Source organism: Bacillus cereus group sp. Sample62, assembly GCF_036851315.1.
Taxonomy (GTDB): domain Bacteria; phylum Bacillota; class Bacilli; order Bacillales; family Bacillaceae_G; genus Bacillus_A; species Bacillus_A wiedmannii.
Map to the genome: position 1 here is coordinate 3,329,380 of NZ_JAFLPK010000001.1, position 25,020 is coordinate 3,354,399.

A 25,020-nucleotide genomic window follows, 5' to 3' on the forward strand; every position below is an offset into this window, starting at 1 on the left:
CATACGGCGTTCCATCGTTTCCAACTGACTTTAAAATCAAATTATGTTACTATCGGTTCATTTCCAGCTTTAGTTCTTAGCACATTCAGTTTATCCATTTGTTTCTTGTTAAGTTTAAAAGACCGAAGGTAATGTGTAATCTTATTAAGATTCGTCATGTGAATCAGTTTGTGTATAAACCAATCTACAATTACCAAGTTGTTGTACTTGTCATCCCCACCTTGTTTAATGGGAACAATGTGATGACAATGAACACGTTCAATACCAATTTCCTCACCAGTTACATAACACTTACCATATTGAGCAACGTATTTTGATATCCTATTATCGTTGTACTCAATACTTTTATTCTTCGAATAAGTCCTCATAACTTGGTTGAGAACATCCTTAGGTATTGCCTTAAGATTACTATGTACTTTATTACGCCCCGTTTCCGTATAGTTACAGATAACCTGCGAAAAATTCCACGGGTTTTTATGATGTATTCCTGTAACTGGTAAGAGTGGAGTGTTCTGTACAACGTAAATCTTAGTGTTAGGTTGTATTCCTTTGGTCTTCCTTTTAAAATTCACAGATGTTTCACAGAACTTCATGTGCTTCATATTGTTTCTAAGTCTGGTTCTTATGACTCTTCGCAGAGAGTAATTTACCTCCGTTAAATCCATGTAAATTGTAACCGCATATTTAAAGTAATTTTGTATACCAAGAAGGGTTGAATTAAATTGAGTAACTTTCTCTGAAGTGGGCTCCTTTTGAATTCCTTTGATTCGTTCTTTTAGTTGTCTTTTAGCTTTTGTAATAGCTTTGTCGGACATACTGGTTTTTGCAATATATCCAAATTTAGCTTTACCTTGTTTAACCACTTTGATTTTGAATCCAAGGAAAACTGACGAGTTTTTCTTGAGATTAACCACTTTGGACTTTTTGGGGTTAATTTCTAATCCCAAGCGGGATTTGAGAAAATCAACTGTCGCATGATAAAAGCGTTGTGCTTCATCATAAGTCCGACACATTATTTTGAAGTCATCCGCGTATCTCACTACATAACCACATTTTAGATTCGTGTACTTCCTAGCATATTGTCGAAACCCTAAATGCCGAGTAGAGATTCTGTGAGGTTTGTAGGTTTCCCATTGGCTACTTATCCACCAATCAAGTTCATTTAGAACAATGTTGGAAAGTAAAGGAGAAATAATTCCTCCTTGCGGAGTACCCTTATTGGGAATACCCTCTCCTTCTATCTCAGATTTAAGGATTTTTGAAATAACACATAGAAGTGATTTGTCTCTTATTCCCAGAGTCCACATTTGCCTTAATAGCTTTTTGTGGCATACATTATCAAAGAACCCCTTAATGTCAATATCAACACAGTAGTGTTGGTGACCTATGTTAATAAGACTTACAACTCTACTTAGTGCATGGTGTGTACTTCTGTTCGGTCTAAATCCATAACTATGGTTATGAAACTTAGCTTCACAAATAGGTTCCAATACTTGGAGGATAGATTGTTGTACTAATCTGTCCCAAATTGTTGGAATCCCCAGGGGTCGCTTCTTATCACTGCCCTCTTTTGGGATAAGGACTCTTTTAACTGCTTGTGGTTGATAGTTATTTAATCGTTTCCTAACTTCATGAATAATCTTTGTATCGTTTAGGTGCCAAATATCTTTAATGGTTAAATTGTCAACTCCAGCCGTGTTACTCCCCTTATTAGTTTTGATGTTGCGGTATGCTAATCTAATATTTTCTTCCGAACCGATAATATCAATTAATTTATAGAAATTGTTACCATTAAGGCTATTAGAATATAACTCATCATACTTTCTTTGCATGTCGTAATATTCACTGTGCCTTAGTTTAGTTTTCTTTAACATGGGCTGTAACCTCCCCTTATTTACTGGAGGTTTACATCTCTTTAGTCTTACTCGAAACCATGTCAACCATAAGTAACAGTCAGTTTTCAATCGACTAGTGGCTATCCCTCCACGTTCATTACACGTTTCATAGGTACTGTGCCACCACTTTCACTGTCATAAACCTAGGTTATACAATTTACAATTGTTTTCCCTAGAACCACTTCATCGGAAGCAAGCCCTCAGTGTTGACAGCTTACCACGTTCCGTCATTCCTATCTGTGCATATACCGTTAGGTTTCTCCTATGAGCCTGCTACCTTGATATTGCCTGTAACAATATATGGACTTTCATAAAGGCGAGTTTTACTCATCCACAGTAGCGACACTAATTGTGTCAGTAAGCCTTTCGACTTACTTCCGATATAGACCCGTACCATCAGAGATTCGTCCGCACATACCATACTCTATTGGTTCATAGTGCATACTAACCATAGGTAATTTATAGACTTCCGGTTTATAGGTTACACCACCCACCTCTGAGTGACTTTCGTATCCTATAGGATTACGGTAACTCTCAACCGACTTCACCGAGCTTCATACAGTTCAGTTCTTGCTAACTTCACTGCATGTCGGAGTATTAAAGGAAGCCCTTCAAGGCGTTACCCTATCATTTGACTTCTTGGAATGACAGTTCACTGTTGAACTGTAAGTTCGACAATGCCTAAGCTTTTCACTTAGGAACGTGTCGCACCGCCTTGCGGATCTTTCGTATCTTTATTTATTCCCGCTAATTCCAATGCTTTTGAGTTAACCCATACAGAATGAGAAGTTCTTTCCATAATTAATACGGGATTATTAGGAAATAACTCATCAAGAACTTGTAATGGCGTTTGTTGTTCTGACTTTTCGTCCATATCTTTTAATAGCTCTTCCAAACTAAATCCCGTTCCACTGATCCATTCGCCATCTTTCACATCTTTTTTACAAGCCTTTAAATACGAGCGTTGTTTTTGCAGGGAAGCATCTGATGAGACACTACAATTCCCTGCTGCTGGTGATTTCGCTTCAAATATGTGATTATGATTGTCCACAAAACCAGGGAGGATAAATCGCCCTTGTAAATCCACCACTTTCGTATCTTCATTTATAAATCCCTCTACATCCTTGTTTGAACCAACAAATGTAATTTTCCCTTCTTTAACGGCTACAGCCTCTACAATGTCTTGCTTTCCATTTGAAGTATAGATTGTACCATTTTTAAACACTACATTTTTAGGCAACTGATTAGGTAGAACGAAGCTACCATTCTCACCTTCTCCAGGAGTACACGCTGAAACCCATGTCATACTTAGAATCAGACAAATAATCATGATTGTTCTTTTCATATTCTTTCTCCTTTTTATTATGATGAATTACTTACATAAATAGAATAAGGATTGACATAATGTTAATGTCAATCCTTATTCTCAGTCTATTTTTATAACTAAAAAACAAATTTGTGTCACATACTCCTCTACTAAACAATCACATTCAGGTCCCTTTATGTAGACCTCATATGGTGAATCATCTATTACATAACCATTTCTTTCAATCCATTTTTCTAACGCAATATAAGCGTAACCTATATAGTCATAACTTCCATAATGCATAGTAGTAACGATTTGATGTGGATTTAATTTTTTCATTCCATATTCTTGTACTACATCTTTATTGTTCCCATGCATGACCGGAATCATTAATTCAACATCACTTTCATTTGGAATATACTCTTCATCATAAAAGACCGTAGAGGGCGAACCAACTATTTGTAAGTTATGCTTTTGTACTTTTTCATATAAGTCATAAAAATAATCATCCATATCATCTATATTTATTTGCAGTCTTTGAGCAATTACTGTTATTTCATTTCTCATTCCAATAAATATATCGTAATTTCTATGGCGAGCAATATTCAGACCATTGTTCACATTTACCATTTCATTCATTTCTGAAATAACCTGTAAATTTTGCTTCACTTCATGAGACAACTCTATAATTTGCGCTTGCATATGGTGAATAAATGAATCTTGATCTGATGACTGCAGAATCACTTTAATTTTCGGCAAAGGAAACTTGTACTCCCTCAGCTTTTTAATTTTCAAGGCTATCTCTAGCTGCCCTTGCTCATAATACCTATATCCATTCACTGGATTTACATATGCCGGTTTCAATATTTCCTCTTTATCATAATGTCTTAACATCCGTGTACTCATTTTACAAATCCGCGAAAATTCAGTAATTGTATACATATACATACCCCTTGAACACATTTTCCTTTATAAACTTTATTATTAAAACCAATCAAAAAACTTTCTAATTGAAGAACCTTCATTCTGATTGTTTAATCTTTTCATTTTTGAAGGTAACAAATGACTCGGACAATACCACGTTAAACAATTCATTGCGCCTCCCATAGTTGATATTTCTCCAACATGAATTTGAATAACTTGTTTCTCCGTATATTGTTGAATATATCGTAAAACTTCCCCATCTTTAGCTAGTCCAAACTTAGGGACATAAAGAGTATCACATGTTTCTAACATATTTATATATAAACCTTTTGCCGATGCTATTTCTTGATCATATTGTCCTTTCTCTGTATATGAGGAAGGAACAACGATAAATTCAGCTTCTGGCATTTGCTCTTGAATTATTTCTTGAACATTATATCTAAATTCATGATCCCCTAAAAAATCACTAATAAACATCGTATGTTCATCAATAAATTTAACCATTCCGTCTGCATGTGCAAGTACGTCCCCTTCTTCAGCAGGAATAATAATAACTCGGCTCACATCCAAATCCCATTCCAGTTGCTCTATAATTTCTTCTTCCGTCCACTCATCATTATCATCAAATATGCGTTCCGTTAATATAACAGTATCTTTTTTATTCCAAATAAGATTACCACCATCTAATATTAACGGGGATTTCACATATTCAAAGTCGTTCTTTTTCAACCACTTATTAAATTGTTGATCTAAATATCGTCCTTGATCATCTGGCAAATAATTTGGTCGATATTTAAATTTAACTAAATGCTTTGTTACAACTGGTGCAACATCTCTTAGCCAAATATCATCATACTCAAAAAGGCTTGTATGAAAGTCTTGTTCTTCAACAGATAAAGAAATAAATTGATCTGTAACTCCCTTTTTTTTATTTAAATTTTCATTAAAATAAATAAGTTCTTCATAAAACGGTTCATAATATTCATTTGATTCATCTGGTATTGCAGTAAAAATAATTCCCTTTTGTTTTTGTTCCATCTTCTTTACCTCGCTTTTTTATAATACTTGGGTAGCCCGCTCTTCCTCAATACCCTTCACTTTTCATTACAACTTTTGAAACGTTCACATTTCTTGAATGGATTATAGCACGGGGAAATATTATATATTTATATAAAAAATATAAAGCTGTCATTGAGCCGTAAATTGACTCTTGACAAGATTTCAAAATGCAATAAGCTAACCACTTAGCCATTACATAATTTTTTCATCACAATTCATTTCCATTACTTCGAACAGACCATGTTGACATAAATTCAATATATGTGTTTCTACGCCTATACAAATCCCTTCTAACGGAAGATCGTTTGGATCCTGACCAAATGGATCCTCAATTTCAACTCCTATTGCCTCAATACCTATAAATGCAAAACTTATAAACGTAGTTGCAAGTACTGTAGACCATCCCAGGCTATCAACAAGACCAATTGGCAAAGTTGCGCAAAATATAATCAATAAAATTTTTATATGAGCAAAATACGCAAAAGGAATAGGTGTTGTTTTAATACGATCACATCCACCCACAGACGTAAGTAAAGTATTCAAATCAGTCTCCATATTAATTATTGCATTTGGATGAATTTGACCTGTTTTTAAACCTTTTGATAGTATAGTTTTTAACATATAAACTATACTAATTGGTAAATGAATAGATTTAGCCAAAATTTCTCTTTCCTTCTCAGAACAAATATCAAGCAATGATTTTATTTCAGATAAATCTTTTTCGTCTCTCAAATGTCCTTTCGCTATCTTTGGAAAAGCAATTAATAAATGTAAAAATTTTAGTTTTTCCTGATCCATCTTTTTCCCCTCGGACTCCCAATAACACAAAAAACTAACTGCTAAATTTCTAGTACAAGCACCAATCGTGCCAAATAACTTCCTACCTTCCCAGTACCGATCATAAGCAGTGTTAGTACGAAATACTAATAGTAATCCTAAAGCTCCTCCGACGATTACCCAGGGAGTCTGATTTATATTTATTTCTGCATAGTAATAATTAATCACAGCTACTATCGTTGAAACACACGTATAAAATACGATTTGCGGGAAAATATCTCTTATAATTGTTCCTTTTAATGTAAATATTTGATGTAAACTATTTTGATTATCGTAATGAACCATATTTACAAAAACCTCTTTCCTTATTAACCTGTTATTCTTTTAAATTATGAAAGTATACAATTAAATAGTAGGATCATAAACCCTATCATTATAAGGCTGGTTAAGATTATTTCTTTCAATACTGTTACTCCTTTTTCCAAAAAGATAAAATACCTTATTTAATTTCGATAACAAATATCTACTCTTCTAAATCACGACGCATTATTTTAAAGTTCGCAATGAATAAAGCACTAATTAATACAAAAATCGCACAGGCATATAACAATAAATCGACCGGACTATCGTGATTTATAATAATGAGACGAACGATAGCTGTTATACCTATATATATAAAATATCGTAACGGAAAATGAAAATTCATTTGGAAATACTTTATAATCATTACGATGAATTCAAAGTATAAAAAAAACACGACGATACTATCAATTAAATGATAACTAGATTCTTCACCATTTAATTTCAGTTCTTGTATAAATTGAATGACTTCTTTCATAAGAAACACACTTAATACAATCCCTAAACAAATCAAAGCTACATTTAAAATGTACTGTAGAACGATAGGGAAAAACGAAATTACTATTTTTAAGTTCTTTAACACAAATATTTTTCTCCTTTTCCATATAAAACAAAAAGCGAATACACACTAACATCCCTTTATCGTTATATTAAATAATCTTTGCAAATAATAAAGAATGACAAAATAGGCAAAGATACTATTTCACCTATTTTGTCTATATAGCAGCACACCGAAATTTCAATCCATTACTTCAATGCAATCGGTTGTTGCTGTGTAACACAATGAATCATGCCTCCATTTTTATAAAGCTCTCTTACATCAATACCAACCACTTTACGATCTGGGTATAATTTCTGAATCGTATCATTTGCGATTTTATCATTCGGATCATTATAATTAGGCACCAATACAACTGTATTCCCAATATAATAATTAATATATGACCCCTTATAATCGAGAGTTTTTCCATTTTCTAATACAACTTTTTCTTTACTAAGCGGTAAGTATTCATACTTATATTTCTTTCCTGAAGCATTTTTTGCATCTAACAATGTATCCATATCTTTATTAGATAAACCCCATTCAGCTAGGTCATCTTCTTTCATCGTTACAATGGTAGATTTATTATGGAATTTAGCAAATCCATCAATATGAAAGTCCGTAATATCTAAATTAGGCACTCCGTCTAACCAAATAAAGTTTGTCACACCCAGATCACTTATATATTTTTCAATCTCCTTTTCTGATAAATCAGGATTTCTATTTTTATTTGTTACTGCACTTCTAGTTAATAAAGCAGTCCCATTGCTGTCTAATTCAATTGCGCCGCCTTCAAGGACAAATTTCCCCCAATCAATTCTTTCAATCCCTGTTTGTTTACTAACATTTTCACGTACACGAGCATCATTTTTATAAGGTGTTTTCTTTCCCCATCCATTAAATGCCGGATCTAATATTTTTAAATTTTTATTATTGTCATAAACAAAAATCGGTCCACTATCTCGTGCCCATACATCATCAGTAGGAGCGATAAAGAAATCAATTTTATCCATATTCAGTCCTTTATCTATTAAAAGCTTATTGATTCGCTCTTTCTCCTCCTCATCGTATGCAACAATGTGGACTTTCTCACCTTCAGTTAAAGCACTTGCCATCTTAACCCAAATCGGTTCAACTTCCTGCTTATACTCTTCACCATATGTAAATTCATGAGGCCATTGTAGCCATGTACCTTCATGTTTATCTTTTTCATCTGGCATCGTATATTTCCCAGCATTTTTCTGTACCTCTACTTTTTCACTCTCTTTCCCTTTAGCATTTTCATTATTCCCCTCAAAAGAGCATCCACTAATAATCGTTGTAGATAATGTAGCCATTAAGCAAAACTTTACTATTTTTTTCATTTTGTAAACCTCCTGTTCTTGTCTCCAATAATGTAAAGCTTCACATAGTGTGAAGCTCAAGCTTTTTTGTAGATGTAAAATTTAACAATTAATCTTCCGCATAAATTCAATACGAACAGATGAACTTCACGCAGCAACTTTCCTATATTTAACATACATATCATTTAACTTCCTATATAAAATTATTCTAATAATCCCTCTTCATAATTACTTCTTCATTGAAATTTCCCAAATAAAAAATCGGTATTGATAATTACATATCAATACCGATTTACAAATTATTATTTTCCTTCTATTAAATCATTCGCCATTTTCCTAAACTCCTGATTAAACGTATCATTCATACCATTTTGTACGTTAGAGAATAATATTACAAACGTTCGTTTATCCCGGTTAAAATTATTAAATGTATTCCAACCAGCTAATACACCATGATTATGATAATAATCTGGATTAGTATAGAAACTAAATCCATATTTTCTTACAGGTGATGCAGTAAACATATCTGATACACTTTGTTTAGAAATCAATTTTCCATCCATAATAGCCTCATCTAATCTTTTCATATCTTCAACAGTCGTATACATTTCACCACACCCATATAGCCAATTCATTTTTAAGCGGGGTGCAGCTATTAACTCATTATCTTTTTTCGTATAACCTTCTGCTAAGAAAATATCTTCAGGAAGGGTAGCCCCCATTCCTGATTCATGCATTTCAACAGGCGTAAAAATATTTTCTTTCACATATTCAGCGAGCGGTTTATTCGATATCTTTTCTACAATATACGCAAGCACCATATAATTATAATCTGTATATTTCCACCCAGTCCCTGCAGGAAATTGCAATTTTTGTGCACCAATCCACGTTACTAACTTTAATCGTGACGCCGCATCAACCCTACCTTGTCCCTGATCTGGCAACCCAGACGTATGTGTTAACAAATTTCGTAACGTAATGTTTTTATCTGCCGGAAATGATGGAATATACTTATTTACATTGTCTTCAATATTTAATTTCCCTTTTTCTTTTAGCTGCATAATAGATATTGCAACGACTGTTTTCGTAATAGAACCAATGCGATATTTCGTTCTTGGCGTTGTTACTACTTTATCTTTCACATTCGCATACCCATAACCTTTTCGTAAAATCACATGATCTTTACTAGCTACAAGAACACTCCCATTAAATCCTTTTTCTTTTAAATATTGATCTAGTTTTCCAGCTACAACTTCATAGCGCTTTTTTTCATTTGCATCACCTTCTTGCATACCGTCCTTTTGCTTACTATTTAAATTAGAAAATGCCTTTATATCATATTTCTTACCTTTATTTACATGTATTAGTGCAACGACACTCCCACAAAAAATAGCAAAAATAAAGAAAACAATTAACCATTTCTTTAGCATAATAGGAACCCTCTTTTATCTAGTTTCACTTAACGCGCATCCATTCTATTCTATATCTTTTATTTTTCAAATATTTCATAATATTATCTATCTATTATTCACCTATTTAAACTAGATTCCTTTTTCTCATATTCAGTTTTTGGCTACTCTCTATTGTATTTCTTTCTTGCAAAATTTCCAGCTTACAATCGGATACACCCTACCATAATTTCAACAGCTTATGTAACATTTGTTACACATAATAAGAAATGGAGTTGTTACGATGAAAAATACTGATAAACACAATCGTTTAAATGATATGATGTTCCATTACAAAGTAACAAAAAAAAACATAGTTTTAATTGAATATTACGGAAAACAAATTAAAATATTAAAAGGAAATGATGCTGAAAAATTTTTAAACAAAATAAATCATGCACATAACGATACAGAAAAACAACTCATTATGGCTAAAGTAACAGGTAATTTCAAAAGAGGCAATGAACGTCATTGAAAACGAATCTCATTTTTTTTTTGATTATACAACATATAAAAAAGAAATGTCGCACATTCGGCATTTCTTTAGATTTTCTTCATATAAAATTTACATTACTAACTTTCTTTTATTTTTTGTTTTTACTATATAAACTCACTGCCGAGATACATAGTAATACCACTATACATAACCACGCATACGTATAGCCTTTTTCATCTACAATATAACCAAATAAAACAGGTGCAACAATAATCGCAATTTGATTGAATGTCAGTGCCAAACTAACTGTTATTCCAACACGTTCTTCACTTGCCAATTCAGCAACTTCGACGATAAAAAGACTAAACCATCCAATTGAAAAGAAGCCTAACAATGCACTTATACCATATAATACTCCACTCGTTACTGTATGTATGCACATTACTAACAATAGAATCAAACCGATAGAAGCGCAGACAGCTATAAATAAAGGTATGTGCCGATTCCCCTTATAAAACAAATCACTAATAGCTGCTAATATAACACGGCCAATCATTCCAGAGAAAAACATAACCGAAAATATTGTTCCGGCTACAATAGATGGAATTGATTGTTCCCTTACTAGAAATTTCATAAAGTGCCCAACTAACACCATTTGCAATGAAATCATGCAAATACCCGTTATATAAATTGGATACAACTCTTTTTTGCATATCACTACTTTTAGCTGCGTCCAAAAAGAAATTTTAATATGTTCTTTCCTTACTTCCTCCTGAGCATATGGCTCTTTATAAAACATAAAAAATAATAAACCTCCAATTATACAAATGCATGCCATACTATTTATCGCGTAAGTCACATTATATTGTATCGTAAGAAAAGGGATTAACACTCCCGCTAACGCACCACCAATCGGTATACCAGCTTGCCTTATTCCCATCGCTAATCCACGATTTTCTTTTGAGAACCATTTTAAAATCACTTTACTTCCTCCTGGCTGGAAAACACTATAAAACATTCCTACTAATAAAAGTACAAATAACAGTGCATTAAATCCACTTACTATATTAGTTAGTAAAAGCGAACCTCCTAGCAAAAATGAACTGATAGAAATTAATAATTTTTCATTATATTGATCAAGTAGCCGACCGACGAACAGCATACAAAATAGCGGTCCAACATTTACAACACTTACTAACAATCCACTCTCCGTATTCGTAAGCGCATATTCTTCTTTCCAAAATAACGCCAAAACTCCAACACCATACGTTATAAGTGTCGCTGTTGTTTGAGCAATCGTCGCAACAATCAACATCATCCACTTATAATTTCTATTCATCCTTTCTTCGATTAACAAAATAATCCCCCCATCCACTTCCATTGTATGAAAGTTCTGATATCATATAAAATAAAGATTCATCATATAATCCATCAAAAAAAATGATACCTTTTCGGAGGGATAATACGTGGACATAAAAGATTTAACTGTATTTTACGAAGTTGCGAAGGAAAGTAATATTTCTCACGCAGCTAAAAATTTGAACTATGTACAATCAGGCGTAACAATGCGTATGAAACAACTAGAAAATGAATTAGGTGTGCCTTTATTTTACCGTAACGGAAAAGGTGTAACTTTAACTTCTAACGGTGAGATTTTATTAACATACGCTAAACAAATTATCCACTTAATGGATCAATCTATAAAAGCGGTTCAAAGTAATGGAACTGAGCCAAAGGGCACGTTGAAAATTGGATGTACAGAATCTACAACTGCGGTAAGGCTTCCCTCTATATTAACGACCTACTATGAAAAACACCCAAAAGTCGAATTGATTTTAGAAACAAATACGACCGAACAACTAATTAGGCTAGTGTTAGAAAGAAAACTAGACGGAGCGTTTATAGCTGGCTCTACTCAGCACGCTGAACTTCATACAAGTGTATTTCGTGAAGAAGAATTAGTTCTCATTAGTAAAAAACCTTTATCCTCTCTTAAAGACATAGAAGATATGAATTTACTCGCTTTTAGTCACGGTTGCTATTATAGAAGTTTATTAGAAGACTGGCTTCAAGAAGTAGGAATCTCCCCTAAACGAATATTAGAGTTCGGAACAATTGAAGCGATACTCGCATGTGTAAAATCAAATATGGGCGTAGCAATTATGATGAAATCTATTTTAAATGGTCATGCACATAACTTATCATTCAACCCTTTACCAAATAGATTCAAAAAAGTTCCTACTACTTTTATTACTAGAAAAGATATATATCACTCAGCTGCATTACAAAAATTTATGGAGATGATTTAACAATGCGTGAAAGGAAAATACGTGGTATGAAGCGTAAAATTAACACTATGATTAAGCGAATTGAAGAAAATACAAAAACGTTCCCTTCTGCTTTCTGTGACGATGAATATTGGTATATGCCCTTACCAGTTTCCCAAGCTTTTATCAATTCATGTAAAACGCCTAGAAAAGTAAAACGATTGTGTATACAAACCTTATTAAATCAAGCAAAGCATTTAATAAAAATGAAACCGATCAATACACATACATATCGAGTTGTTGTTTTAATTTCTATAGAAAATTTGTGGGATTCCCAAATCATTGTATTTAAAAATGAGGGGTACTTTCATAATTTCTTTAATAGAAATAGTGAATTTCAAAAATGGATTCCTCTTTCAAATGAGTCTGATTTTTGGAAGTCTTGGGGAATTTCAATTTATCCTACTGTCCAAACATTGCACTTTCAAGAAGTCATTTATGATGAGGATACAATCGATGAAAAAGAGATTTGGTTTGTTGGAGAATTATCTTAAAAGGGGAACTTTACTTCTATCACCTGGCATAACAAAAAGGTATACCTAAAACAACGGTATACCTTTTCACCTATTTATTTTTCCTTTAGCACACTATGTAATCGATCAGGATAATTTGTAAACATTCCTGTAGCACCCCATTTAATTAACAATCTCATATCTGGTTTCTCATTAATTGTATACGGGTGAATTAACAGTCCATTTTTCCTAGCCATTTTCATATATGACTCGTCAATAATTAGTTCTCCGTTATCATTACGTAAGTTTGGTCCAATACCAGCTGCATATTTTTTAATTTCCTGAAAATCATCATTCGTTACACTTTTCGGTTCATGTGTAATGCCAGACCATTCAACAATCTCATTGTTTTCATTTGGATAATACCAAAGCAGTTGAACTAACGGAATATTTTCATTCATACTATGAATCTTTTTTAAACTGTCTTTACTAAATGATTGAATCATAACACGGCTAGAAGACATGTTTTGACCTACTAAATTATATTTATTTAACAACGCTAACAATTTCTCTTCCATTCCTGGATACACATCTGGTGATTTTGTTTCAATGTAATACTTCATGCTTCTTCCGTACTTTTGGAAGATTTCTTCAAGAGTCGGAACTTTTTGCCCAACATACTCTTGCTTAGCCTTTTCTGGATAAGCTTTATTGAACCAAGACCCTGCATCTAAGCTCTTTATTTCACTTAATGTTTTATCTCGTACTTCACCTGTACCATTTGTAGTGCGGTCAACTGCTGTATCATGCATTGCAATCAACTGGCCGTCCTTAGTTAACTGAATATCTAATTCCAAATAATCCGCTTTCATTTTTTTCACAAGATCATAAGAAGCAAAAGTATGCTCCGGTGCATGTCCACTTGCTCCACGATGTGCAATGTTTAAAAATTTATTCGTATTCCATTCATGCTTCCCTTCTGCTTTCGCATGAACAGCTCCCCCAGCAAAAATACTTCCCATCGTAAAGAAAATAACTAATAAGCTAATAATTTTTCTCATCCTTCTAACCCTTCCTACGTTGCAAATTTCAACAAGTTAATGAGATTTACACGAAATAGAAGATATACTTTTATTATTTTTATAAGTTTATATTAAAATTCCAATCTTACAAATATACTTTCCCTATGTTATTACTATACTATTTATTTTCTTTATCCCTCCATTTACATGTAACCCCCTATTGTTTACTGTTCGTTCAATAAAAAAAGCCATAAATTATTTAGAGGACACTTCTGTATCCCTAAATAAATTTATGGCTTATCTCAAATATCTCCGGCCTCGATTAACTTGTCGAAATTAATCATACCAAACCTATTAAAATTTGTGAATATTATTTTTTCAGTAAAGTGAGACATTTAAGAAAGTATTTCCGTAGTTACTTAAAAATCACATAATAAATTTCTCATTACCTCTTCCAGCACGAAATATGGATTTACTACCGCTTTTTCCGAACGCCATCCTATAAAACCATCTGGTCTAATTAATACAGCTCCTCCATTCTCTATTCCATATAATTTGCTAAAAATATCTTCTTGAGCAATAAAGTCTCCACTTGAACCAACGCGATACACTTTTATATTTACTCCTAATTTAGCTGAAACAGTATGTGCTGATTCAGCCCAAGAACCATTTTCTGCTCCAGTAAATAAAACAAAATCGTTACCTAATAAATCAAGTACAGAGACTTCTTTCCCCTCATACATTCCAACAAAATGTGGTGCCCGCGTACCAGGTCTTCCGTTCAACTGTACAATATCCATTCTATGCGGGGTAACTAAGTCATCTATAATCGCCTCTGAACTATACTGATACCCAGCAGTTACAGCTAAACCATCCATATTATTCAAACTGCCTTCCTCTCTATTCGCCGCACGAAACAGTAAACTACTCGCATAATCCGTCGTTAATTTTGCAACAGGATATCTCTCTTCATGATATGTTTCTAACAATTTGGGCTTTGCCTTTCCCTTTATAACAGCCGCTAATTTCCAAGCTAGATTGTGCGCATCTTGTATTCCTGTATTTGAACCAAACCCTCCAGTTGGCGGCATAATATGTGCAGAATCGCCAACTAAAAAAATGCGATTATCTTGAAATTTTGTAGCCGTACTTTCACTCGCTTCCCACGGTAAAACACTTAATATTTCTGACTCAACATTTATGCTTCCGATTGCGGTTTGAATAATTTGTTTACAACGTTTTAAAGTGAAATCCTCTGGTCGTTCTCCTTTTAATGGTTCGTAAGCTACATGATAAATCCATTTTTTTACGTTATCGACTGGAATGAGTGCACCGAGTACCTCCGGATGAAGTACCATAGAAAAACCAAATGCGTCTCCTTGTATAAATTCACTTAAATCAGCTTCAAAATAAATATTCATATAATAGCCACCGATTGTACCTCGCCCTTCGGTATTTATCTCTAGCTGCTCACGTATTTTACTTTTTGCCCCATCTGCTGCAATTACATAGTCACAATGAATAATACTTTCTTCTTCCGTTTCACGATTCCGAATCGTTGCTATTACTCCGTGCTCATTTTGTTTATAAGAAACTAATTCATGATAAAAAGATAATTCTCCGCCTAATGTTCTCGCTTCTTGTAACATCATCTCTTCTAAAGTAATTTGATAACAAGCCGTTTGTTTTGATGGACTAATCTCTTCTATTTTTTGAAGTAACTTTTCATCGTTTCCATACTGAGCGGTCCTCATTTTTGCCAATTCTTCCTTATTCGCCTCAGCTATTGTATGAACTGCTATTCTTCCTCGACAATTTTCTAACGCTTTACCCGCCGATCTAATTCTTTGTTCTAAACCCAATTCTCGAAATAACTCCATCGTACGAAAAGTGATTCCACCTGCTTTTGGATGAATTGCAGTAGACGGGTGCCTTTCAACCAGTAAATAATCAACGTTATGTTTTGCAAGGAATAACGCAGATGCTAATCCTGATAATCCTCCTCCAACAATTAAAACTGGTACATCATTCGATTTCATATATTTACCCTCCACATCATTGTTCTGAGCTCAGTGACATAAATATAATCAAAAAAAACAATAAAATATAGACTTATATTTCATTTTCAATTATCATATAGATAGATTACGCCCCAAATTACTTTTACTTTTCCATACATCTATAATCTGTTTGAATTATGCGTGTATGAAAGAGTAAAACGAAACAACTCACTTTAGTAGACACCAAAATAATGAAAACATTATAAGCGGTCGTAACCCTAAAAATTATACAGGGTTGCGACCGCTTAATTTGTTGGTTAATGGCTTAAGCTTTCTCATCTGTAAACAACGTATTATTCAAGCCTTTTCTATCCCCTACCATTTTCAACACATAAAATTTCATTCGTCTCGATTTTCTTTCCCAATATTGCAGCTCATTCAAGAATCTTGTAGCATTACCTTATCGACGGAATGGTTCATCATCTTAAACTTTTCGACTAATTACCAGGAGGTAAAGTGATTGAAATGAATAAACAAGAACAATTAAATGTTATAAAAAAAGATTTTATTGATTCTCAAAAAGTATTATTGGCAATTGGCGATGAAACACGTCAAGCTATTTTGTTTGTTCTCATGGAAACGGAATGTCAAACCGGATTACGTGTAGGAGAAATTACGAAACAAACACACCTTTCTCGACCAGCGGTATCACATCACCTTAGAATTTTACGAGAAGCCGGTATTATTTTAATGCGAAAAGAAGGTACAAAAAACTTTTATTATATTGATATACGTACAAAATTAGGCTTATTAAAAAATCTTGTATTAGATATTGAAAAGCTATTGCACAACTTTTATTGAAGTTTGGAGGTATAAGAAATGAAAGCAATGATAATTGAAAAGTACGGAAAAGTCCCAATGCGTATGACAGAGGTACCTACTCCTGAAATAAATGAGCATGAAGTGCTCGCAGAAATTCATGCAGCTAGTATTAACCCGATTGATTTTAAAATACGCGATGGAAAAGTGAAGATGTTACTTAAATATGAAATGCCTCTAATCCTTGGAAATGACTTTTCTGGTGTCATCGTAAAGGTTGGATCAAAAGTAACTCACTTTAAAGTCGGTGATGAAATATATGCACGCCCAAGAAAAAATAAAATCGGTACTTTCGCGGAATATATAGCCATTCACGAGGATGATGTAGCCTTAAAACCGAAAAATTTAAGTTTTGAGGAAGCGGCTTCGATTCCACTCGTTGGCTTAACATCATATCAAGCACTACATGACATCATGCACTTACAAAAAGGACAAAAGATTTTAATTCACGCTGGATCTGGTGGTGTTGGTACTTTCGCAATTCAGTTAGCAAAAATAATGGGGGCCACTGTTGCAACGACCGCTAGTGAAGCTGGTGCAAATTTAGTAAAGTCTCTTGGTGCAGATGAAATTATTAATTACAAAACAGAAAAATTTGAAGATATACTAACAAATTATGATGCGGTATTTGATACAATCGGCGGAACAACACTTGAAAAATCATTCAATATTATAAAAAGCGGTGGCAACATTGTTTCCGTTTCAGGAATGCCAAATGCTCGATTCGGTAAAGAATTTGGTTCAGGATTTTTTAAAACACTCTTATTTTCATTAGCAAGTAAAAAACTTACTGCACTTGAAAAAAAACATAATGCTCCATATTCATTTTTATTTATGAAGCCAAGCGGAGATCAATTACGTACTATTGCAAACTATATTGAAGCCGGCAAAATCAAACCGGTAATCGATCGAGTTTTCCCTTTTGAAGATGCTCAAAAAGCAATGGAATATTCAGAGGCTGGAAGAGCAAAAGGAAAAATAATTGTAAAAATTAAGTAGTAATAAACCTCCATTTTTTTAAAATGGAGGTTTATTACTTGCTGTTAAATAGACATAGGGCAATGAAGTCCTTACAATAGATTTCAAGGGGAAATATCATATTATACTTTTAGCTAATTTTACAAAGAATACATACGTACAAATACATAATAAAAAAATAAACATGGAGGAGATAAAATGACTAAAAAAAATGAAACTGCTTGGAATTTAGATAATAGTTATACGACTTTACCACAATCATTTTATACAGAAATCCCCCCTACTCCAGTAAGTTCACCGGAGCTAGTTAAACTAAATCATTCACTAGCAATATCTCTTGGCTTTAATCCTGAAGAATTGAAAAAAGAAGTTGAAATTGCTATTTTCGCTGGTAATGCTCTTCCAGAAGGAGCTCATCCGTTAGCACAAGCGTATGCCGGTCATCAGTTCGGACATTTTAATATGTTAGGCGACGGTCGTGCCCTTTTAATTGGCGAACAAATTACTCCTTCAGGTAAACGTTTTGACATTCAACTGAAAGGTTCTGGCCCTACTCCGTATTCACGCCGCGGTGATGGTCGTGCGGCACTCGGTCCAATGCTACGTGAGTATATTATTAGTGAAGCAATGTATGCACTTGATATTCCAACTACCCGCAGTTTAGCAGTTGTCACAACTGGCGAACCAACATATCGTGAAACAAAGTTACCTGGAGCAATTTTAACTAGAGTAGCTAGCAGTCATATACGCGTCGGCACATTCCAATATGCTGCAGCTCGTGGTTCTATCGAGGATCTTCAATCACTAGCTGACTATACGATAAAAAGGCATTATCCAGAAATTGAGGCTCATGAAAACCGATATACTGCATTACTACAAGAAGTCATTAAACGACAAGCAAGCCTTATCGCAAAATGGCAACTTGTTGGATTTATCCACGGCGTAATGAATACTGACAATATAACGATTAGTGGAGAAACGATTGATTACGGCCCTTGTGCATTTATGGACAATTACGACCAAGGAACTGTATTTAGCTCTATTGATACACAAGGTCGCTACGCATATGGAAATCAACCATATATGGCCGCATGGGACCTCGCTCGACTAGCTGAATCTTTAATACCGATCCTACATGAAGATGAAGAAGAATCATTAAAAATTGCTCAAGACGAAATTTCAAAATTTAGCGTACAGTATGAAAACCTCTGGTTCCTTGGAATGAAAAAGAAATTAGGACTATTTAGCAGTGAGGAACAAGATCAATCACTTATTGAGCAACTTTTAAAAATGATGGAGAAATTTAAAGCAGATTACACAAATACATTCCGTTCATTAACTCTTGATATGCTCGAAAATACAGCCCTATTTGAAAGTCCTGAATTTAAAGAATGGTACAAACTATGGCAATCTCGATTAGAAAGACAAGAAGAATCGAAAGAAAATGCCTACGAGATGATGAAAAATAATAATCCATCCATCATCCCAAGAAACCATCGCGTAGAAGAAGCACTAGAGGCAGCTGTCACCAATGGCAATTATAGCGTAATGGAAAAACTCCTTGAAGCTCTATCAAATCCTTATGCGTACTCTACAGAGCAAGAAGAATACTGCGTTCCACCTGTACCGACGAATCGTCCTTATCGTACTTTTTGTGGGACTTGATTGTTTAACATATAAAAAGGTGTGTTTATACAAATTGTGTGAACACACCTTTTTTATACCTTAACCTCTACTCTTTCTTTAATCCAAAACAAAATCCACTCTATTCCAATGAGCTGAATAACAACTCTACTATACAAATGTTGAGAAATATAAAACATCATTTCTAAATATTGTTATTTTTGATACTATATTTTATAAGAATATTCAAAAAGTGAGGGGATTTCATGAACGTTCAACTACAAGGTAATGAACAAGTTACGAAATTATTTAATGACTGGTATGCAGCTATGCTAAAACAAGATGTGTCCCAGGCGACAAACTTAAAGCATGAAATTGAGGAAAAGGAACTAAACTTTAAAGAAGATGACAACTTAGCATTATACTATTCTCTATTAAATTTTCGTTTCAAAGTTTTAACTGATGGTTTAAGTATTACAAAAGACAGTTTCAATAAGATAGATTCTTACGCGATTTCACCTAATCACCAACTTTCTTACTACTATCATTTATTTAAAGCGATTCATGCTACTTTAACAACAAATTATAATTTAGCAAGTGAACATTATGAAAAAGCTGGGAAACTACTAGTAAATGCTATTGAGGATCTAGAAAAAGGTGAATTTAATTATCGAATGGCTATTTTCCATTATCACTTTTACCAGCCAATTGAAGCTATTGAATATGCAACCAAAGCGAAAGAATTCTTCATAAAAGCTGTAGGGTATGAAAAGAACGTCGCCTCTTGTGAAAGTGTATTAGGTGCAGCATTTGTATATTTAAAACAATACGAGCAAGCAGAGGAAAAATATAATTCAGCAATCAACATTTTACAAAAACAAAATGAAGAATCTTTACTTTTAAGAGTGCGTAATAATTTAGGATGGCTATATGCCAATCAAAACTTATCGACACTAGCTATTCGTCATCTATCTGAAGTAACGACAAAAATGCCTACCCATTTCAAAGCAATTTTCTTACAAGCTAGGGAACATTCTAAACTTAATGAAATTAATATTGCTGATCAATTCATAAAAAAAGGATTAAAAATTTGTACAGAACTAAACAATGAAGAATATATGCTTCACTTTAAAATTTTAGAGTCTCTTAACAATAATGAGTCAACTGAAGACTTAGAAAATATTATTCTTGAAGGAATTGCGTATTTCGACAAAGAATCTTTATATAACTACGTTCAAGAATATTCAGAAAAATTAGCTATTAAACTTTACAATGAAAATAATCATATAAAAGCAAGTGAGTATTTTCATAAAGCGTTACAAGCAAAAGAAAAAACTTTTGAGAAAGGGGCATTAAAATGATAAAAAAAATTAGTTCTATCGTTTTAGGGTTATCTGTTATAGGTATTGTATCTATCGGTCTCAATAGTTCATTTACATATCAAGCAGGCCATGCAGATTTCCCTGCACCACAAAGACCTGACTTTGTTCAATCTGTTGACATAAGTAAAGACTACAACTCAACGACAGCTGAAAAAGCACTATAAAAAATGAAAGACCTTCAATTAAGAAGGTCTTTTTAAATACAATTATTTAGAATGTTTTTCTTTCATGTAGACTCTATTTTTTCATCAACTCCGCAATCCCCCTACTCCCCTCACTACCAACTTTCTCAAGTTCCTTAACAACTACATTCCGTCTCTCTACAGAATGATTTTGACTTAGCTTCGCTTTTCCTTCTATTTTATTTATCTTTATTTTGAATCCAACTATCCCCTTACTTAATCCTCCCATATAATTCGGGTCTACATCATTAAGTGAATAGGTACTCTGTGGATCTTCATATGTATGTACTAAATCTTGAAGAGAGTCTATTAATTCCTGTTCATCCTCAACAATTTCCAATTCTCCATATACATGCACTGCGACGTAATTCCATGTTGGCACTGCATTGTTTGTTTCATACCACGATGGTGATATGTAACTGTGTGGCCCTTGAAATATAGCTAATACTTCTTGATTCCCACTATCTTTCCACTGTTCATTCGGACGTGCGAAATGGCCATGTAAAGTTAGAGTCTCCCTATTTAATAACAACGGCAAATGCGTTGCATATGGTTCCCCGTTATGTTGAGAAAATAATGTCGCAAAGCTATTTTGTTCCATTATTTCGTACTTCATCTCTTCATCTTGTATTGCGAAATATTTTGGTATGTACATAAGCTCCCTCTTTTCCGCTCTTTTCTATTTTATTTCTTATTATATTTAGTAATCGTATCAATCAACAGGGCCAGATTGTATTTGTTTTACAATGGCAGTCTTCTATTTCAACAGAATAGGCAGCATGTATTCCATGCCGCCTTAGTTTATTTTTCTAATATATTTGTAATAAATGCCGTCTTATCTTCGCTATAGCTCACTCGATTTTTCGACTCTCTTGCTAACACTTTCTTTAAACTTCCATATTCAATAGCTACATCTTCATGTTCACGACGGTAATCTCGAAACACTATATGTCTTCTTAGCTCTTCACTATTCTTATCACACACATATAAATGATGTTCCATCCAAACTGTACTTTCCCCGTCCCACGGAACAAAAGCGTCCTTTCTGCCAAATGCTTCTCTCCCTTTGAAGCTCCATTCTGCTTGATGATAGTATCCTATCTTTCCAAGCATTTGTGCTACTTCAGGAAAAATCCCGTACTCTTCTATTACTATATCAATATCTAATATCGGCTTCGATGCAAGTCCTTTAACGGATGTACTCCCAACATGCTCAATGGACAAAGCAAGTTCTTTTATTACATTGTTAATGAGCGATTGTAGCTTATTAAATTCACTTTCCCATTTGATGTTATATTCTTCGATAGTAATTCTCTGTTTCAATGTATCCCTCTTTCCAAAACAATTTATAATCTTTGAATATGAGTATCTTTAAAATCCGTCTCATATTTCAATCCATATCCAAATATTCGATCCATCCCAATATGTGCTGTCCATATTAAGCCAATCATTATAACGGTATCTACCTTAAAATATACACCTATTATAGCTATTACTATCGATATAATATATGTGTGAAAAATATTATAAATTTTAGCACCTATATGATTATTTATACCGTATGCTAACATTGATAAATCCGGTGCTAAAAGGAATACCCAAAATATAATCCAACTAAATTCATATATCGAATACGTATAAATCGTAGCTAAGAAAACAACCAGTCCTTCAAACTGTACAATACGTTTTTGCATTCTTTATCATTCCTATTTTTCTATATTTATTGATAAATTTTCATCACTAAAATTTCCCTTTGCATTTTTTGACCAGATGGTTGCTAAAATCGGTCCTGCAATGTTATGCCACACTGCTGCTAATACACTTGGAAGTGCGGCAGCTGGTCCAAAATGTGCCGTTGCCAGCGCAACACCTAAGCCTGAATTTTGCATTCCTACTTCTATTGAAATAGCCCTTCTTGTTCCTTCGTCTAGTCCAAGTACGAGCGCTGTTATATATCCGAGTAAAAAGCCAAATGCATTATGAAGCATCACTGCAATAAAGATAAGCAGGCCCGAAGAAGTAATGCTACTTACATTCGCTGAAACAACTGCAGAAACAATAATAATAATTGCTACAACTGATATTAAAGGAATAACAGTCATTCCTTTCGTAACAGTTTTTGGGAAAAACTTCTTCACTACTAATCCTAAAATAATAGGTAGGATAATGACTTGTACGATAGAAAGAAACATAGACATAGCATTCACTGGCATCCATTGTCCTGCAAGTAATAATAAAATAAGAGGTGTAGCAATTGGTGCTAGTAACGTTGATAATGAAGTCATTGCAATAGACAACGCTAAGTTCCCTTTTGCTAAATAAACCATAACATTTGATGCAGTGCCACCCGGTACTGCACCGAGCAACACTAATCCAGCTGCTAACTCAGCTGGCAGATTCATAACGTAGGCTAGTACGTATGCGACAAGTGGCATAATAATAAACTGAGCACATACACCGATAATAACTGGCAATGGTTTTGTAGCAATGATTTTGAAATCAACAGTCTTTAATGTTAATCCCATCCCAAACATAACAACGCCAAGTAAAATTGTTATGTAACTAGTTAACCCAAGAAATGGAGCGGGAATGAAATATGCAATAGCTGCAATACAAATAACCCAAAATGCAAAATACTTTCCAGCTATATTACTTATCGCTTCTAGTACTTTCACCCCATCATCCCCTATCCTTCAACTGAAAAACTTTATTTGGATTCAAAATGTTTTGCGGGTCAAGAGCTTTCTTTATTTTTTCCATTACGAGTAACGCCGCCCCATGTTCTTCTTCTTGATACTTCCGTTTCCCAATCCCAACACCATGTTCTCCCGTACACGTCCCGCCTCGTTTAAGAGCATATAAAACGATACTTTCGTTTATTTCGTCCGCTTTTTCCACTTCTTCTTTATCGTTCGGATCGACCATTAAGAGCACGTGGAAATTTCCGTCTCCTACATGACCAAGAATACCACCGACAAGACCTACTTTATCTAATGTTTCTTTCGCATGTTGGATTGCACCAGCTAATTCTGAAATTGGTACACATACGTCTGTACTCATAAGCTTTTTACCAGGGTAGCTATGAACGTAAGAGTACGCTAGATTATGCCGTGCATCCCATAATTTATTTCTCGCTGCAGTTTCCGTTTCAAAAGCAACTTCTTTACATGTATGATCAAAAACAATTTCCTTCGTGAATTCAATATCTTGCTTTAGCCCAGCTTCATTACCGTGAAACTCTAAAAACAGTGTAGGCTCTTCTCTGTAACTTGTTTCATTATAACGATTTACTTGTTTCATAGATAATTCATCTACAAGTTCAATTCTCGCAATTGGAATACCCGCTTGTAGTATATTAATAACAGCTTCTACTGCATCATTTATAGTTGGAAACGATGCTCTCGCTGCCATAACATGTTCTGGTATGCCGTATACTTTCAAAGTTAACTCCGTAAAACATCCGAGCGTCCCTTCTGACCCTACGAAAACACCATTTAAATGGTAACCTGATGATGACTTCGCTGCTAAATTTCCAGTATGTATTACTTCCCCATCAGCAAGAACGACTTCTAAATCACGAACTTGATCACGCATTACCCCATATTTAACTGCTGTCGTTCCGCTCGCATTTGTGGCTGCCATTCCACCTAACGTTGCATCTGCACCTGGGTCTACACTAAAAAACAATCCATACTTTTTCAATTCTTTATTAAGCTGAGAGCGAGTCACTCCCGGCTGTACTCTTACAAGAAAATCTTTCTCTCTTATTTCGAGTATTTTATTCATGAGCGAAAAGTCCATTGTAATTCCTTTTTCATATGGAATGACATGTCCTTCTAAACTAGAACCTACCCCAAAAGGAACGACAGGTTTTTTATGCTCACCCGCTACTTTCATTAATCTACTAACCTCTTCAGTCGTTTTCGGAAAAACTACTACATCAGGTAAACTACTAGCATGATAAGATTCATCTTTACTATGTAACTCTCTTACTGTCGTATTCACAACTACTCGATCTTCGGGAAGTACTCTCTTTAATTCATTTACTAAACGCTCTATCGTTATTTCCATCGTACACTCGCCTAC

The 25,020-nt window shown here is 34.0% G+C and carries 23 protein-coding genes and 1 pseudogene; 8 read left to right on the forward strand and 16 right to left on the reverse strand.

Annotated features, from left to right (window positions below):
- Nucleotides 1–41: 41 nt before the first annotated feature.
- From ltrA to J0835_RS16960, 8 genes and pseudogenes are all read right to left on the reverse strand, one after another.
- Nucleotides 42–1,874: a group II intron reverse transcriptase/maturase gene (gene ltrA / locus J0835_RS16925; protein WP_000914978.1), complete on the reverse strand. Its 1,833-nt coding sequence runs from the start codon at nucleotides 1,872–1,874 to the stop codon at nucleotides 42–44.
- A 730-nt stretch (nucleotides 1,875–2,604) separates the two neighbouring features.
- A pseudogene (locus J0835_RS16930) lies at nucleotides 2,605–3,240 on the reverse strand (amidohydrolase family protein); the annotation flags it as partial.
- An 81-nt stretch (nucleotides 3,241–3,321) separates the two neighbouring features.
- The gene (locus J0835_RS16935) at nucleotides 3,322–4,143 is read right to left on the reverse strand and encodes a MerR family transcriptional regulator (protein ID WP_087981407.1); all 822 of its coding nucleotides are present in this window, start codon (nucleotides 4,141–4,143) and stop codon (nucleotides 3,322–3,324) included.
- 42 nt (nucleotides 4,144–4,185) lie between these two features.
- On the reverse strand, nucleotides 4,186–5,163 hold the full coding sequence (locus J0835_RS16940) for an agmatine deiminase family protein (RefSeq protein ID WP_087981408.1): 978 nt from the start codon (nucleotides 5,161–5,163) through the stop codon (nucleotides 4,186–4,188).
- Between the two features lie 213 nt (nucleotides 5,164–5,376).
- Complete coding sequence (locus tag J0835_RS16945; protein WP_087981409.1) at nucleotides 5,377–6,306, reverse strand: bestrophin family protein; 930 nt, start codon at nucleotides 6,304–6,306, stop codon at nucleotides 5,377–5,379.
- Between the two features lie 178 nt (nucleotides 6,307–6,484).
- Nucleotides 6,485–6,904, reverse strand: a complete 420-nt coding sequence (psiE, locus tag J0835_RS16950) for a phosphate-starvation-inducible protein PsiE (protein WP_140386845.1) — start codon at nucleotides 6,902–6,904, stop codon at nucleotides 6,485–6,487.
- A 164-nt stretch (nucleotides 6,905–7,068) separates the two neighbouring features.
- Entirely contained in the window at nucleotides 7,069–8,226 is a 1,158-nt protein-coding gene (locus J0835_RS16955; RefSeq protein ID WP_140386846.1) for an agmatine deiminase family protein, read from the reverse strand.
- A 281-nt stretch (nucleotides 8,227–8,507) separates the two neighbouring features.
- Nucleotides 8,508–9,635: a serine hydrolase domain-containing protein gene (locus J0835_RS16960; protein WP_087981411.1), complete on the reverse strand. Its 1,128-nt coding sequence runs from the start codon at nucleotides 9,633–9,635 to the stop codon at nucleotides 8,508–8,510.
- Nucleotides 9,636–9,897: 262 nt separating this feature from the next.
- Here J0835_RS16960 and J0835_RS16965 point away from each other — a divergent pair, with 262 nt between their 5' ends.
- Nucleotides 9,898–10,128 carry a hypothetical protein gene (locus tag J0835_RS16965; RefSeq protein ID WP_087981412.1) on the forward strand — a complete coding sequence of 77 codons (231 nt, stop codon included), beginning with the start codon at nucleotides 9,898–9,900 and terminating at the stop codon, nucleotides 10,126–10,128.
- 109 nt (nucleotides 10,129–10,237) lie between these two features.
- Here the strand turns inward: J0835_RS16965 and J0835_RS16970 are convergent, their stop codons facing one another.
- Nucleotides 10,238–11,470, reverse strand: a complete 1,233-nt coding sequence (locus J0835_RS16970; protein WP_140386847.1) for an MFS transporter — start codon at nucleotides 11,468–11,470, stop codon at nucleotides 10,238–10,240.
- Nucleotides 11,471–11,555: 85 nt separating this feature from the next.
- Here J0835_RS16970 and J0835_RS16975 point away from each other — a divergent pair, with 85 nt between their 5' ends.
- Both J0835_RS16975 and J0835_RS16980 read left to right on the forward strand, forming a co-directional pair.
- Nucleotides 11,556–12,398, forward strand: a complete 843-nt coding sequence (locus J0835_RS16975) for a LysR family transcriptional regulator (protein ID WP_087981413.1) — start codon at nucleotides 11,556–11,558, stop codon at nucleotides 12,396–12,398.
- A gap of 2 nt (nucleotides 12,399–12,400) precedes the next feature.
- Nucleotides 12,401–12,910 (forward strand): DUF3916 domain-containing protein, encoded by a 510-nt coding sequence (locus J0835_RS16980; protein ID WP_087981414.1) that lies wholly within the window; start codon nucleotides 12,401–12,403, stop codon nucleotides 12,908–12,910.
- Nucleotides 12,911–12,984: 74 nt separating this feature from the next.
- On the opposite strand, the gene J0835_RS16985 is transcribed toward J0835_RS16980, so the two are convergent.
- A complete protein-coding gene (locus J0835_RS16985) occupies nucleotides 12,985–13,929 on the reverse strand; it encodes a glycerophosphodiester phosphodiesterase (protein WP_087981415.1) in 945 nt (314 codons plus the stop codon).
- Between the two features lie 380 nt (nucleotides 13,930–14,309).
- Nucleotides 14,310–15,929 (reverse strand): FAD-dependent oxidoreductase, encoded by a 1,620-nt coding sequence (locus tag J0835_RS16990; protein ID WP_140386848.1) that lies wholly within the window; start codon nucleotides 15,927–15,929, stop codon nucleotides 14,310–14,312.
- Between the two features lie 477 nt (nucleotides 15,930–16,406).
- Between J0835_RS16990 and J0835_RS16995 the strand changes: the two genes are divergently transcribed.
- The 5 genes from J0835_RS16995 to J0835_RS17015 all read left to right on the forward strand — a co-directional run bounded on the left by J0835_RS16995 (nucleotide 16,407) and on the right by J0835_RS17015 (nucleotide 20,916).
- Nucleotides 16,407–16,751, forward strand: coding sequence for an ArsR/SmtB family transcription factor (locus J0835_RS16995; protein ID WP_000571875.1), 345 nt, complete (start codon nucleotides 16,407–16,409; stop codon nucleotides 16,749–16,751).
- A gap of 18 nt (nucleotides 16,752–16,769) precedes the next feature.
- Entirely contained in the window at nucleotides 16,770–17,768 is a 999-nt protein-coding gene (locus tag J0835_RS17000; RefSeq protein ID WP_087981417.1) for an NADP-dependent oxidoreductase, read from the forward strand.
- 177 nt (nucleotides 17,769–17,945) lie between these two features.
- Nucleotides 17,946–19,412, forward strand: a complete 1,467-nt coding sequence (locus tag J0835_RS17005; protein ID WP_087981418.1) for a protein adenylyltransferase SelO — start codon at nucleotides 17,946–17,948, stop codon at nucleotides 19,410–19,412.
- Between the two features lie 224 nt (nucleotides 19,413–19,636).
- Nucleotides 19,637–20,731, forward strand: coding sequence for a Rap family tetratricopeptide repeat protein (locus J0835_RS17010; RefSeq protein ID WP_087981419.1), 1,095 nt, complete (start codon nucleotides 19,637–19,639; stop codon nucleotides 20,729–20,731).
- Nucleotides 20,728–20,916, forward strand: a complete 189-nt coding sequence (locus J0835_RS17015; RefSeq protein WP_087981420.1) for a Phr family secreted Rap phosphatase inhibitor — start codon at nucleotides 20,728–20,730, stop codon at nucleotides 20,914–20,916. The genes J0835_RS17010 and J0835_RS17015 overlap by 4 nt, the downstream gene beginning before the upstream one ends.
- Before the next feature lie 73 nt (nucleotides 20,917–20,989).
- On the opposite strand, the gene J0835_RS17020 is transcribed toward J0835_RS17015, so the two are convergent.
- The 5 genes from J0835_RS17020 to J0835_RS17040 form a co-directional block, all read right to left on the reverse strand.
- The gene (locus J0835_RS17020) at nucleotides 20,990–21,589 is read right to left on the reverse strand and encodes an FMN-binding negative transcriptional regulator (RefSeq protein ID WP_087981421.1); all 600 of its coding nucleotides are present in this window, start codon (nucleotides 21,587–21,589) and stop codon (nucleotides 20,990–20,992) included.
- Between the two features lie 146 nt (nucleotides 21,590–21,735).
- Nucleotides 21,736–22,257, reverse strand: a complete 522-nt coding sequence (locus J0835_RS17025) for a GrpB family protein (protein WP_087981422.1) — start codon at nucleotides 22,255–22,257, stop codon at nucleotides 21,736–21,738.
- Between the two features lie 23 nt (nucleotides 22,258–22,280).
- Nucleotides 22,281–22,628, reverse strand: a complete 348-nt coding sequence (locus J0835_RS17030; RefSeq protein ID WP_087981423.1) for a DUF4260 domain-containing protein — start codon at nucleotides 22,626–22,628, stop codon at nucleotides 22,281–22,283.
- 12 nt (nucleotides 22,629–22,640) lie between these two features.
- Nucleotides 22,641–23,609: a bile acid:sodium symporter family protein gene (locus J0835_RS17035; protein WP_087981424.1), complete on the reverse strand. Its 969-nt coding sequence runs from the start codon at nucleotides 23,607–23,609 to the stop codon at nucleotides 22,641–22,643.
- Between the two features lie 4 nt (nucleotides 23,610–23,613).
- Nucleotides 23,614–25,005, reverse strand: a complete 1,392-nt coding sequence (locus J0835_RS17040) for an FAD-binding oxidoreductase (RefSeq protein ID WP_087981425.1) — start codon at nucleotides 25,003–25,005, stop codon at nucleotides 23,614–23,616.
- Nucleotides 25,006–25,020: the final 15 nt, after the last annotated feature.

Coding starts and splice junctions, on each gene's coding strand:
- J0835_RS16985 (WP_087981415.1), bottom strand. CDS start 13,929: ATGAGAAAAATTATTAGCTTATTAGTTATTTTCTTTACGATGGGAAGT.
- J0835_RS17030 (WP_087981423.1), bottom strand. CDS start 22,628: ATGCAAAAACGTATTGTACAGTTTGAAGGACTGGTTGTTTTCTTAGCT.
- J0835_RS17005 (WP_087981418.1), top strand. CDS start 17,946: ATGACTAAAAAAAATGAAACTGCTTGGAATTTAGATAATAGTTATACG.
- J0835_RS17000 (WP_087981417.1), top strand. CDS start 16,770: ATGAAAGCAATGATAATTGAAAAGTACGGAAAAGTCCCAATGCGTATG.
- J0835_RS16955 (WP_140386846.1), bottom strand. CDS start 8,226: ATGAAAAAAATAGTAAAGTTTTGCTTAATGGCTACATTATCTACAACG.
- J0835_RS17015 (WP_087981420.1), top strand. CDS start 20,728: ATGATAAAAAAAATTAGTTCTATCGTTTTAGGGTTATCTGTTATAGGT.
- J0835_RS17040 (WP_087981425.1), bottom strand. CDS start 25,005: ATGGAAATAACGATAGAGCGTTTAGTAAATGAATTAAAGAGAGTACTT.
- ltrA (WP_000914978.1), bottom strand. CDS start 1,874: ATGTTAAAGAAAACTAAACTAAGGCACAGTGAATATTACGACATGCAA.
- J0835_RS16980 (WP_087981414.1), top strand. CDS start 12,401: ATGCGTGAAAGGAAAATACGTGGTATGAAGCGTAAAATTAACACTATG.
- J0835_RS16945 (WP_087981409.1), bottom strand. CDS start 6,306: ATGGTTCATTACGATAATCAAAATAGTTTACATCAAATATTTACATTA.
- J0835_RS17020 (WP_087981421.1), bottom strand. CDS start 21,589: ATGTACATACCAAAATATTTCGCAATACAAGATGAAGAGATGAAGTAC.
- J0835_RS16960 (WP_087981411.1), bottom strand. CDS start 9,635: ATGCTAAAGAAATGGTTAATTGTTTTCTTTATTTTTGCTATTTTTTGT.
- J0835_RS17010 (WP_087981419.1), top strand. CDS start 19,637: ATGAACGTTCAACTACAAGGTAATGAACAAGTTACGAAATTATTTAAT.
- J0835_RS16965 (WP_087981412.1), top strand. CDS start 9,898: ATGAAAAATACTGATAAACACAATCGTTTAAATGATATGATGTTCCAT.
- J0835_RS16970 (WP_140386847.1), bottom strand. CDS start 11,470: ATGGAAGTGGATGGGGGGATTATTTTGTTAATCGAAGAAAGGATGAAT.
- J0835_RS16990 (WP_140386848.1), bottom strand. CDS start 15,929: ATGAAATCGAATGATGTACCAGTTTTAATTGTTGGAGGAGGATTATCA.
- J0835_RS16940 (WP_087981408.1), bottom strand. CDS start 5,163: ATGGAACAAAAACAAAAGGGAATTATTTTTACTGCAATACCAGATGAA.
- J0835_RS16935 (WP_087981407.1), bottom strand. CDS start 4,143: ATGTATACAATTACTGAATTTTCGCGGATTTGTAAAATGAGTACACGG.